The sequence below is a fragment of the Saccharopolyspora sp. NPDC045839 genome (assembly GCF_056431645.1).
Genome location: NZ_JBWKKH010000052.1, coordinates 39,151 through 49,590, shown reverse-complemented (window position 1 = coordinate 49,590; position 10,440 = coordinate 39,151). Strand labels below are relative to the sequence as shown.

General features: G+C 65.6%; 11 protein-coding genes. 4 read left to right on the top strand and 7 right to left on the bottom strand.

Annotated elements, in window-relative coordinates; translation table 11 throughout:
• The first annotated feature begins 403 nt into the window (after positions 1-403).
• The 3 genes from adhP to AC07EQ_RS40720 all read left to right on the top strand — a co-directional run bounded on the left by adhP (position 404) and on the right by AC07EQ_RS40720 (position 3,630).
• Positions 404-1,420: an alcohol dehydrogenase AdhP gene (gene adhP / locus AC07EQ_RS40730; protein ID WP_478393139.1), complete on the top strand. Its 1,017-nt coding sequence runs from the start codon at positions 404-406 to the stop codon at positions 1,418-1,420.
• Between the two features lie 433 nt (positions 1,421-1,853).
• Complete coding sequence (locus AC07EQ_RS40725) at positions 1,854-2,549, top strand: response regulator transcription factor (protein WP_478393138.1); 696 nt, start codon at positions 1,854-1,856, stop codon at positions 2,547-2,549.
• Complete coding sequence (locus tag AC07EQ_RS40720; protein ID WP_478393137.1) at positions 2,542-3,630, top strand: sensor histidine kinase; 1,089 nt, start codon at positions 2,542-2,544, stop codon at positions 3,628-3,630. The genes AC07EQ_RS40725 and AC07EQ_RS40720 overlap by 8 nt, the downstream gene beginning before the upstream one ends.
• Positions 3,631-3,724: 94 nt before the next feature.
• Here the strand turns inward: AC07EQ_RS40720 and AC07EQ_RS40715 are convergent, their stop codons facing one another.
• The 4 genes from AC07EQ_RS40715 to vanH are packed head-to-tail and all read right to left on the bottom strand — an operon-like array spanning position 3,725 to position 6,999.
• On the bottom strand, positions 3,725-4,309 hold the full coding sequence (locus AC07EQ_RS40715) for a hypothetical protein (RefSeq protein ID WP_478393136.1): 585 nt from the start codon (positions 4,307-4,309) through the stop codon (positions 3,725-3,727).
• 58 nt (positions 4,310-4,367) lie between these two features.
• Positions 4,368-4,976, bottom strand: a complete 609-nt coding sequence (gene vanX / locus AC07EQ_RS40710) for a D-Ala-D-Ala dipeptidase VanX (protein ID WP_478393135.1) — start codon at positions 4,974-4,976, stop codon at positions 4,368-4,370.
• Positions 4,973-6,013: a D-alanine--(R)-lactate ligase gene (gene vanA, locus AC07EQ_RS40705; RefSeq protein ID WP_478393134.1), complete on the bottom strand. Its 1,041-nt coding sequence runs from the start codon at positions 6,011-6,013 to the stop codon at positions 4,973-4,975. Before vanA ends, vanX begins: the two co-directional genes overlap by 4 nt.
• Positions 6,010-6,999, bottom strand: a complete 990-nt coding sequence (vanH, locus tag AC07EQ_RS40700) for a D-lactate dehydrogenase VanH (protein WP_478393142.1) — start codon at positions 6,997-6,999, stop codon at positions 6,010-6,012. The genes vanA and vanH overlap by 4 nt, the downstream gene beginning before the upstream one ends.
• A gap of 332 nt (positions 7,000-7,331) precedes the next feature.
• On the opposite strand from vanH, the gene AC07EQ_RS40695 reads away from it, so the two are divergent.
• Positions 7,332-8,123: an SAM-dependent methyltransferase gene (locus tag AC07EQ_RS40695; protein ID WP_478393133.1), complete on the top strand. Its 792-nt coding sequence runs from the start codon at positions 7,332-7,334 to the stop codon at positions 8,121-8,123.
• 174 nt (positions 8,124-8,297) lie between these two features.
• On the opposite strand, the gene AC07EQ_RS40690 is transcribed toward AC07EQ_RS40695, so the two are convergent.
• From AC07EQ_RS40690 to AC07EQ_RS40680, 3 genes are all read right to left on the bottom strand, one after another.
• On the bottom strand, positions 8,298-8,654 hold the full coding sequence (locus tag AC07EQ_RS40690; protein WP_478393132.1) for a hypothetical protein: 357 nt from the start codon (positions 8,652-8,654) through the stop codon (positions 8,298-8,300).
• Between the two features lie 66 nt (positions 8,655-8,720).
• Positions 8,721-8,954: a DUF397 domain-containing protein gene (locus AC07EQ_RS40685; protein ID WP_478393131.1), complete on the bottom strand. Its 234-nt coding sequence runs from the start codon at positions 8,952-8,954 to the stop codon at positions 8,721-8,723.
• Between the two features lie 309 nt (positions 8,955-9,263).
• Complete coding sequence (locus AC07EQ_RS40680) at positions 9,264-10,133, bottom strand: helix-turn-helix domain-containing protein (protein ID WP_478393130.1); 870 nt, start codon at positions 10,131-10,133, stop codon at positions 9,264-9,266.
• Positions 10,134-10,440: the final 307 nt, after the last annotated feature.

Here is a 10,440-nt window from a genome sequence, read left to right as displayed (position 1 = left end):
CGGAGAACCGCGAGGTCGGCGACGTCACCACACTCGCCGACTCGTCCGTCATGTCACTGATCTCCAAAGGCCTGAACAAGTCCAGCGACGACTGATGCCCCAGACCGCCGCCCGGCAGGCCGATGCTCCATCCCTGTCCCCGGCCTGCCGGGTGGTACCCATGTGCCGCGCTGTGCTTCGGGTTTGGTTGATGCAACAGTGAATTGCTGCTGCCTCCAAAGGTTCCCCCCAGCAACTGTGGTCGCACCCAGAACTGACCGTTCGGAGAGCTCCCCCCGACGTTGACGGCGGTTACAAAGGACTCCTGGTTGCGCAGCGCCGAACCTCGTCGTAGCGAGAACGGCCACCAGATCGCGAGCCGATTCCCGGCAAGAAATCAACATGCACCGCCCTAGGAGTTGTCATGAAAGCCGCAGTTGTCCACAACTTCGCGAACGAGCTGACCATCGACGAGGTTCCCAAGCCTGAGCCGGGGCCGGGAGAGATCGTCGTGAAGATCGAAACCTCCGGCCTGTGCCACACCGACATCCACGCGGCGCACGGGGACTGGCCGGTCAAGCCCAAGCTCCCGCTCATCCCCGGGCACGAGGGCGTCGGCATCGTCGAGTGCGTCGGTCCGGAGGTCACCGACGTGGCCGAAGGCGACCGGGTGGCGATTCCCTGGCTGGGGATCGCCTGCGGTGTCTGCGACTACTGCACCAGCGGCTGGGAAACCCTGTGCGAGAAGCAGCTCAACACCGGCTACTTCATCGACGGCGGGTACGCCGAGTACGCCAAGGCTTCGGCGAAGTACGTCGCCAAGGTCCCGGACGGGGTGGACCCGCTGGACGCCGCGCCGCTGACCTGCGCCGGGGTCACGACCTACAAGGCGGTGAAGCTCTCCGGAGCCCGTCCCGCGTCCACGGTCGCCGTGTTCGGCATCGGCGGACTCGGGCACCTGGCCGTGCAGTACGCCAAGATCTTCGGCGCGCGGGTAGTGGCGGTGGACGTGGTCGACGAGAAGCTCGAACTCGCCCGGGAACTCGGGGCAGACCACACCGTCAACGCGCTCACCGAGGACCCGGTGCAGGCGATCAAGGACCTCGGCGGCGCCGACGCCGCGATCTCGGTCGCAGTGGCGCCGACGGCATTCGAGCAGGCGTACAGCTCGCTGCGCCGGGGCGGCAAGCTGGTTTTCGTCGCGCTGCCAGCGGACAACCACGTGCAGCTGCCGATCTTCGAAACCGTGCTCAACGGCATCACCATCATCGGCTCGATCGTGGGCACCCGCGGTGACCTGGACGAGGTGTTCCGCCTCCACCAGCAGGGCCGCACCAAGGTAATCCGGGAGGCCCGCCGCCTCGACGAGGTCAACACCTGCTTCGAGGAGGTCGAGAAGGGCCAGGTCAAGGCCCGGCTGGTGTTCGACCTCCGCAGCTGAACTGAAGCCCCGTGAGTCTGTTGGTGCCTTATGGCACTCTCAACAGACTCACGGGGCATTGCGCGTACATCCGCGACGCTCTCGACGGCTCGTTTGCCGTTGAGAGACTCGTTGTGGGCGCTTGACGGTGGATGCGGTGGACGGCCTGCCGGGGCGGCGATGCTGAGGGAACATCCACTTCCGCGCGATGAGCTGCCGGTGCCGGGCCAGCAGAGCGGTGGGGGTGACCGCGAAGACCTGGCGCCAACGCTCACGTGGGCCCCAGTCGGGAGAGGATGGCGAGCCAGCGAGGACAGCCGGCCTTGCGGGGTCGGTGGTCGTCCTGCTGCGGTATGACTCATGTCGCCGGCCAAGGCGGCACCGTGCTGCCGGCCTAGCCTGCACGCGGTTTTCGATACGTCGGCGATATCCGCCCGCTCCTACGATTGAGAGCATGCGTGTGCTGGTTGTCGAGGATGAGCCCTACATGGCCGAGGCCATCCGCGATGGACTGCGCCTGGAAGCGATCGCGGCCGACATCGCCGGAGACGGCGACACCGCTCTGCAGATGCTGAGTATCAACGCCTACGACATCGCCGTCCTCGACCGCGACATCCCCGGGCCCTCCGGCGACGAGGTTGCCGAACGCATCGTCGCTTCAGGCAACGGCATGCCGATCCTGATGCTCACCGCTGCGGACCGGCTGGACGACAAGGTTTCCGGGTTCGAGCTCGGCGCCGATGACTACCTCACCAAGCCGTTCGAGCTGCAAGAACTCGTGCTCCGTCTCAGAGCCCTCGACCGCAGGCGTGCCCACAGCAGGCCGCCAGTGCGGGAGCTCGCCGGCCTGCGGCTGGACCCGTTCCGCCGCGAGGTCTACCGGGACGGCCGGTACGTCGCGCTCACCCGGAAGCAGTTCGCGGTGCTCGAAGTCCTCATGGCCGCCGAAGGCGGTGTCATCAGCGCCGAAGAGCTCCTGGAACGGGCTTGGGACGAGAATGCCGACCCGTTCACCAACGCCGTGCGCATCACGGTATCCGCACTGCGCAAGCGGCTCGGCGAACCCTGGCTGATCGCCACGGTGCCTGGCGTCGGCTACCGCATCGACACGGGACCGGACGCCGGGAGCGAAGGAGGCGAATGTGGATAGGGCGCCTGGGTTGAGCGTTCGTCTCAAGCTCACCTTCAGCTATGCCGGCTTCCTCATGCTGGCCGGCGCCGTGCTGCTCGGGGCGTTTGCGGGGTTCCTGGGCGACTACCGGGAGAGGGCACAGGACGCCGGCGAGGTTGTGATCGCACCTTCGGGCACCGAGCTGCTGCGTGACTTCGCGCCGGCGGCCGCCGGCGCGATCGTGTTCCTCCTGGTGTTCGGTCTCGCCGGAGGGTGGATTCTCGCTGGGCGGATGCTGGCCCCGCTGACCCGCCTCACCGATGCTACGCGCACGGCTGCGAGGGGTTCGCTCTCTCACCGGATCGAATTGGAGGGGCGCCAGGACGAGTTCCGAGAGCTCGCTGACGCCTTCGACGGCATGCTCGCGCGGCTCGAAGCGCATGTCGCCGGACAGCAGCGCTTCGCAGCCAACGCTTCCCACGAGCTGCGTACTCCACTTGCGATCACGCAGACCCTGCTCGACGTCGCTCGCAACGATCCGAACCGGGAAAGCAGCGAGCTCGATGAACGCCTCCGCGTCGTCAACGCCCGAGCGATCGACCTCACCGAAGCACTGCTGCTGCTCAGCCGCACTGACCAGCGCTCCTTCGCCCGAGAGGACGTTGATTTGTCGCTCATCGCGGAAGAAGCCACCGAAACACTCCTCCCGCTTGCCGAGAAGCATGGCGTCGTCATTGAAACCTCCGGGGACATCACCCCGACCATCGGGTCCCATGCGCTCCTGCTGCAGTTGACCACGAACCTCCTGCACAACGCGATCGTCCACAACCTGCCCGAATACGGCACCGTTCAGGTCGGCACCGCTGTCGGTCCCGAGGACGCCGTGCTCACGGTCGAGAACACCGGCGACAAGCTCAGCCCGCACGTGGTCTCCACCCTCACCGAGCCGTTCCAGCGCGGCGGCGAACGCGTCCGCAGCGACCATGTAGGTGCCGGCCTCGGTCTGGCGATCGCCAAGAGCATCACCCAAGCGCACGACGGAACGCTCTCGCTCAGCCCGCGCGCCGACGGCGGGCTCCGCGTCACGGTACGACTACCCGCGAGATGTAGGCCGCTGTAACCGCCGAAGCCCACCACGACCTCGGCTCGCACACGGTCGAGCACTGCACTGGCTACCCGGACCGAGTCGCGGAGCCTGGTCGGCTCGCCTGGCATCACGATGTCCCTCTGATCAAGATTCCCCGGTTCGCGTGAAACCGCTCGAATACATGCATGGGTAGCGATGCGGAGTCTGAGTTGTGGGAGTAGCCCGACGGATTGTGGAACCGCACCACACCGTCATCGACCGCATAGACCAGCACGAGGTGGCCTCCACGTTGGGGCTCGTGGATGTTCGGGTCGCGAATCTCAGGTGATACGGACGCGATCATGACCTGCCCGGGTCGCACCTCTCGGCTGGATGCGTGAATGGGCGTGTGCTCGACCAGTTCGCAGTGAAATCCGAACTGCGAGCTGACCCAGGCCATGAACGGCCGGTAGATGAGTCCTCGGACCTTGCCGGAGGGCTCCACCACGTAGCAGCCCCGGTCGAGGGCCAGCGCGAGGAGTTCGCCCATCGGCAGCCGGATGTCGGTCCATCCCTGGAGCAGCGACTGCAGACATGCTAGACCGCAGACCTTGCGGGACCAGAACAGGTATTCCTCGCTTGAGCGGTATCCGTCGGAGGCCCAGTCGTGCTGTCGCGATGGATCGGTGCCACCCAGGAAGACCTCCAGCCCCGATAGGTCGGTGCGCCGCATGACGACCTCGTCGTTGCGTTCCAGATGTCCCCACTGCGAGATGCAATGGAGACTCCGATCACGTGATGGGAAAGTCGAAGTAGACATCAGGATGGGGCTCGTTTCTCAGCGTGTAGTGCCACCATTCGCAGTCGTACCGATCGAATCCGCAGTCCTCCATGATGGAACGGAGATGCTCACGGTTTTGGGCCTCGGTCGGCGTGATTCCTCGGGCTCGATGACGTGAGATCGGGTCCATGAGGTCGTGGCCGCCACCCATGGGAGCAAGCTCACCGGTGGCAAGGTGATAGAGGGTCAGGTCGACGGCGCTGCCCCTGCTGTGGCCCGACTTCGCGGCCACATATCCGTTCTCGAACATCTGGGGCCGGTCGATGTTCGGGTAGTGCCGCAGTTTGGTCCGGCCATCCTCGGGCTGTTCCGACCAGCGCAGGAAGCAGTCGACGGCGCGTTGGGGGCGATACCCGTCCCAGAGAAGCAGCCCGAAGCCAAGGGAGGCTGCCTTCTCGCGTGCTTGCTCCAGGGCCGCGCACAGGGACCGGGTGCCGACGATGCGATTCGCGAGATAGCCGTCTACCGGTTTGCCGGTGAAGTTGTCCCAGGTGGCGTACTTGGCATCCCAGCGGACGCCCGGCACCCGATCGTCAACGTAGACGAAGTCGTCGTTCATCGCTTCTTCCCGTGCAGTGCCATCGAGACGAGCCGGTCGATCAGATCGGACAGCGGCACCCCTGCGGCGGCCATCATCCGCGGGTAGCGGCTGTAAGACGTCATGCCGGGCATGGTGTTGACCTCGTTGAGGACCACCCGCCCGTCGTCGGTGAGGAACATGTCGACGCGGGCAAGTCCCTTGCAGCCCAGGGTGCGGTAGATGGTCTTGGCGGTCTCTTGGACGAGCTGGCGCGATTCGTCGGAGATGTCGGCGGGAACGATGAAGGTCGAGTTCTCCGATCCGGTCTCGGGTGAGTCCTCCTGGTGGATTCTGAAGAATCCGTGCGAGAGGTCAACGCGGTCCACCTCGCCCACGATCAGGCCGGACAGTTCCCCGAGGACCGCGCAGCCGATCTCGCCGCCGGCCACCGCCTCCTCGATCAGAACCCTCGAGTCGTACTGTCGCGCTGCGCTCAGCGCGCTCGGCAACTCGTCTTTGCCGGTGACTTTGCCGACGCCGAACGATGAACCTGATCGAGCCGGCTTCACGAAGACGGGATAAGGCAGACGGTCGGGGTCGACCTTCTCGTTCTCCGCGACGACCCAGAAGTTCGGCGTGGCGATTCCTGCGCTCTTGGCGACGGTGTAAGCCAGGGACTTGTCCATGCACACGGCCGAGCCCTGGACGTCGCAGCCGACGTAGGGGATGCCGGAGAGGTCCAGCAAGCCCTGGATCGCGCCGTCCTCGCCGAGCTTGCCGTGAAGCACGGGAAAGACGACGTCGAGGCGTCTCGCCTCATAGCCCTCCTGCCCCATGACCAGCAGGCCGTGCACACTTCGGGCGGGTGACAGCATGGCTGGCCGAGCGCTGCCGTTCTCCCAATCCGCGCCAGGGCCGTCGCAGAGCTTCCAATCGCCGCCCGTGGTGATGCCGATCCAGAACGGTTCGTACTTCTCGGTGTCGAGGTTCCTGGCGATCTCTTGCGCCGATTTGACGGAGACGGGATGCTCTTCGGACGCGCCACCAAAGATGATTCCGACCTTCAATCTGCTCATGTTGTTCTCCCACTCTCAAAGTTCAGGCAGTTGATGAGACTGTTCTCGACGGTGTCTTTCAGGGCGTGGTCCGTGTAATAGGCGGAGTGCGGACTGATCAGCACATTCGGCAGGCGCTGCAGCCGCACCAAGGCCTCGTTCTCGATATGCCTGTTCCGGCAGTCGGCGTAGAAGATGCCTTCCTCGCCTTCGAGGACATCCAGCGCCGCACCGCCCAACCTGCCGCTCTCCAGCGCCGACAGGAGAGCCTCGGTATCGAGCAGCGGTCCGCGCCCTGTGTTGACGACGTACGCGCCGGGCTTCATCCGCTCGATGCGATGACGATCGAGGAGATGATGGGTGTCCGCGGTGAGCGGGGTGTGGAGCGTGACGATGTCGCTCTGCTCGATCAGTTCATCGAGCGGTACGTAGTCGACCGGGGCTTGATGCCGGCTGTCGTGGGCCGGCACGCGGCAGCCGAAGCCTCGCAGCCGGTCGATGACCGCTGTGCCGATGCGGCCTGTTCCGATCACCCCGACGGTCAGGTCCCGCAGCTCCTTGCCGCGGGTGTCGCTCAGCCGATAGTCATGAGCGTCGGTGCGGCGGATGGTGGATTTCGCGTGGCGCACGGCCATCAGCATCAACATCAACGTGTAGTCGGCCACGCTGTCCGGCGAGTAGGCGACGTTGCCCACCGAGATGCCGACGCGCTCGGCGTACTCCAGGTCGATGTGGTTGTAGCCGATGCTTCTGGTGGAGATGTATTCCACACCGGCCTTGCTGAGCGCCAGAAGCGTGGGATTGGTGATCTGAGTCTTGTGGTTCACGCTGATGCATCGGTTGCCACGTGCCAGTTCAGCGTTGGTCTCGCAGACGGCGGCCTCGGTGATGGTGGGCGACAATCCGAAGCGAGCCCCTATCTCCTGGAACAAGGCGGCTTCGTCCTGGCCGCAGCCGAAGACCGCGAGTCCTGTCGCCGGGATGGACGAGGGAGATCGCTCGGCCATCGTTCGGGCGCGACGGTCCGTGGTCGCTTCGCTGCAGATCAAACCCAATTCGCGGGAGGCCATGTCTCAAGTCAAGACAGCGCCGTGTTGTCAGCACGTATGCGATTTTCGATACGCGGACGATATGCCTGTCCTGGTCCAAAACCCGGCCACTCGGCCACCGAGGCTGATCTGCGGTTTCATGCTGCCGGTTCGTATTCGTTGATCAGACCTCCCAAGACCGGTCGACGCCGGATCCGTCCAAACGCTGATGGGCGCGGAGAGTCGTTTCGGGTGGGACCGTCACGCTAAGGTACGGGCGGAGGCCCCCGTGACGAGAAACGGAGTACCTGGTGGCTAATAGCGCTGACATCGACTACACCGCACCGTCATCGCCGCGGATCTGGAACTACTGGCAGGGCGGCAAGGACTACTACGCCGTCGACCGGGCTGCGGGGGACGAGTGGGTTGCTCTCCAGCCGGAGATCATGCAGATCGCCAAGGAATCTCGCCAGTTGTTGATGAGGGCGGTGCACTACCTGGCAGCCGAGGCCGGTGTCCGCCAGTTCCTCGATATCGGCACCGGCCTGCCGACTCTGCAGAACACCCACGAGGTGGCCCAGGCGGCCGCTCCGGAGTCGAGGATCGTCTACGTCGACAATGACCCGCTGGTGCTGACGCACGCCCGGGCGTTGATGACGAACACGACCGACGAGGGCGTGACCGCCTACGTCGACGCTGACTATCACGAGCCCGAGGTGATCATTGCGGATGCCCGGTCCACGCTGAACTTCACGCAGCCGGTCGCGGTGATGTTCATGGGCGTGCTCGGGCATGTCCCCGAGTTCGAGGAGGCGTTGTCGATTACGCGCCGGGTGATGGCAGCGGTTCCGTCCGGCAGCTACTTGCTGTTGTGGGAGAACACCAACCTCAGTGAGACGGCGCGCAAAGCCGCTGAGGAGTACGCGAAGAGCGGCGCGATCCCGTACCGGCTGTGCTCGGTGGAGCAGGTGGCGAAGTTCTTCGACGGGCTGGAGCTGGTCGAGCCTGGTCTGACCCCGATCGACCAGTGGCGACCTGGCGCTGACCAGACCGGCGCAGGAGAGCCGTTGGACGCCTACGGTGCGATAGGCCGTAAGCCGTAGCGGCGTGGCATCGCCTGCCGCTGAGCTGATCGTTTCCTGACGGCAGGGCGCTTTCTCTCGATGCCTGATGCGGGGAAGATCGCGGCATGCGAGCCGAGAGCATTGCGGGCCGCGGGTTGACGGCCTGGAGCCGTGCCCTGAGAGGGCGTGTCGAACTGGCCTGCTGCAGCGCGGTCAAGCGGTGGCGGCCAGCCAGGTCGAGCGGCCGGCGTGGGTCGGCAGCCAGCAGCCCGTGGGCTGGGCGCCGAGGTCCGGGGCCGGTTCGGACAGTGCGAGCAGCTCGGCGATCACTTCGCGCGCGGGACCGGTGGTTCGCCACAGGACCTTGCTCGGGAAGAGGACGTCCGGCTCGTCACCGGGGATCCGCGCGGCATCGGCTTCGTGCTCGCTGAACAGCTGCACGATGTCGAAAACCCCGCGGTGGACCCGGATTCCCACCACGGCGACCAGGCCGCCGTCGGCGTCGCGCGGGTGCGCGAACTGGAAATCGCGGGCTACCAGGGCTTGCAGGCCGTTGGTAATCTCGTTCATGGTGCCACCGAGTTTCGTCGTCAAGGGCTTCAACCATGGCTCCGCGCGGAGCGTCGGGACGGCTCGTCAGACGAGGTCGTCGAACTCGCCGTCCTTGGCCCCGTGCAGGAATGCGGCGATCTCATCCCGGCTGTAGACCAGTGCTGGACCCTCGGGGTAGCGCGAGTTTCTGACGGCGATGCCGCCGTCGACCAACGGTGCCAATTCAACGCAGTTGCCTTGCGCTCCGCTGTGGCGGCTCTTTCGCCACACCACGTTGGGCAGCTGCTGCGCGGGCATACCGTTCTGGATGTTCGTCATCCGAACCTCACCCTCCCCGACTGAATGAAACCCTGCACGGTCATCTGCACGTGCAGTTGACCGCGCGCCCACCCTAGCAGGCGCACGAGCAAATGCACGTGCATGCGTTGATGTCGTGTCGCCCGTTGTGGTGTACGGAGGGTGGCGCTCGGTGCATGAGGTGCGCAGAATCCGGACTGAGCCTGAGGGCATCCCGTGCCGGGTTTGGAATGCCGGCGAGCGGCATACGAGGCATGTGCGGTGTCTGGATGCGCAAGTCACCAGGCCGCACATCATCTCCTGCGGACCTGCAGTGCGCGACACGCGCCGTCAAGAGGAGCGGTTCAGCGCGGCATTCAGGGTCTTGCGGGTGTCTTCCGGCGTGAGGGCGTCGGAGGTGAGACGGTGCAGAGCGGCGCTGTGGACCTCGATGTCCTCGGGTTTGTCGAGGTAGAGGGCGCCGCAGAGATGTTCCAGGTAGACGATGTCGGGGATTTCCGGCTGGGCGAAACGCAATAGCGTGAAGGGCCCCTCCGCCCCGGAACGACCGACGTCGAACGGCAGGACCTGCAGCGAGACCGCGGACATGGTGGTCGCCTCGAGCAGATGCTCGATCTGTTCTCGGAGCACTTCCTGGCCGCCGATCGGCCGGTACAGCACCGATTCGTCGATCACCGCCCACAACCGCGGCGGCTTCGGTCGCGTGAACAGCTTCTGGCGCTGCATGCGCAGCCGGACCCGCCGGGCCACCTCGTCGTCCGGGAATTCCGGACGGCCCTGGGTGGCGACCGCGCGGGCGTACTTCTCGGTCTGCAGCAGGCCGGGCACGAACTGGATCTCGTAGGTCTGGATGCGGGAGGCCGACTCCTCCAGCCCGACGTAGTCCTGGAACCACGAAGGCATCAGGTCGTTGAACCGGTGCCACCAGCCGGGTTCGTTGGACCGGCGGACGAGGTCCAGGAAGGACTCGTGCTCGGACGGGTCCGTCACGCCGTAGAGGGTCAGCAGGTCGGCGACGTCGCGTTCCTTGAAGCCGACGCGGCCGAGCTCCAGGCGGCTGATCTTCGATCCGGACCCGCGGATGGCATATCCGGCGTCCTCACGGGAGATCCCTTTTGCCTCACGCAACCGGCGCAGCTGGCCCCCAAGCACAAGACGCCGGGCAGTGGGGCCGCCTTCCGTGGCACTGTCCTCGGCCACGCGAGACCTCCTCCACAGCGGACTACTCCGCCAGCATGGTAGCCGTGCGGGTGCCGATAAAGAATCCGACCAGGTCGCGGAGCCCTGATCGTCACTCTCATTCTCCGGCCGCACCCGCCATTCCCTCCAGTGTCGTCACGTGCGCAAGACCCCGGCAGCATCATGCTCTGTCCTGCTGCTGCACCTGGCCCATCTCGCCGCGACCAACACCTTCACGCTCCTACGCCTGCGGATGAACTCGATCATGGAGCTGGCCCGCGGCGACCTGCGAACCACCGGCGCGACACCGCTTTCCGACTCCCGCAAG

Bases quoted from the DNA above. Each gene is read 5' to 3' on its own strand.
- adhP (WP_478393139.1), top strand. From the start codon at position 404: ATGAAAGCCGCAGTTGTCCACAACTTCGCGAACGAGCTGACCATCGAC.
- AC07EQ_RS40725 (WP_478393138.1), top strand. From the start codon at position 1,854: ATGCGTGTGCTGGTTGTCGAGGATGAGCCCTACATGGCCGAGGCCATC.
- AC07EQ_RS40715 (WP_478393136.1), bottom strand. From the start codon at position 4,309: ATGCGGCGCACCGACCTATCGGGGCTGGAGGTCTTCCTGGGTGGCACC.
- vanX (WP_478393135.1), bottom strand. From the start codon at position 4,976: ATGAACGACGACTTCGTCTACGTTGACGATCGGGTGCCGGGCGTCCGC.
- vanA (WP_478393134.1), bottom strand. From the start codon at position 6,013: ATGAGCAGATTGAAGGTCGGAATCATCTTTGGTGGCGCGTCCGAAGAG.
- vanH (WP_478393142.1), bottom strand. From the start codon at position 6,999: ATGGCCGAGCGATCTCCCTCGTCCATCCCGGCGACAGGACTCGCGGTC.
- AC07EQ_RS40690 (WP_478393132.1), bottom strand. From the start codon at position 8,654: ATGAACGAGATTACCAACGGCCTGCAAGCCCTGGTAGCCCGCGATTTC.
- AC07EQ_RS40685 (WP_478393131.1), bottom strand. From the start codon at position 8,954: ATGACGAACATCCAGAACGGTATGCCCGCGCAGCAGCTGCCCAACGTG.